Below are 203 nucleotides of genomic sequence, written 5' to 3'. Positions count from 1 at the left end.
TTTGCCGCATGGACGACTTCCGTGCCGAATTGCAGCGTCCCCTTGCCGCCGGATTCGGTGTCTTTAATCACTTGCACGCGCTGACCAGCGACGATGATGTCCCACTCTTCACTTTTCGCTGTCGGGACGAATTCACGCAGTTCTTGCATGCGCTGTTCTTTGGACAACAGCACTTGCTGGATCAAATAGTGGTCAAGGCCATA

General features: G+C 53.7%; 1 protein-coding gene. It reads right to left on the bottom strand.

All coding sequences use genetic code 11. From position 1 onward, the window contains the following. The coding region (locus BRO54_RS19090) for a malate:quinone oxidoreductase (RefSeq protein WP_139268134.1) at nt 1-203 on the bottom strand (203 nt) is incomplete at both ends.

Source organism: Geobacillus proteiniphilus (assembly GCF_001908025.1).
GTDB classification, from domain to species: domain Bacteria; phylum Bacillota; class Bacilli; order Bacillales; family Anoxybacillaceae; genus Geobacillus; species Geobacillus proteiniphilus.
This window is presented reverse-complemented; position numbering and strand designations above follow the sequence as displayed.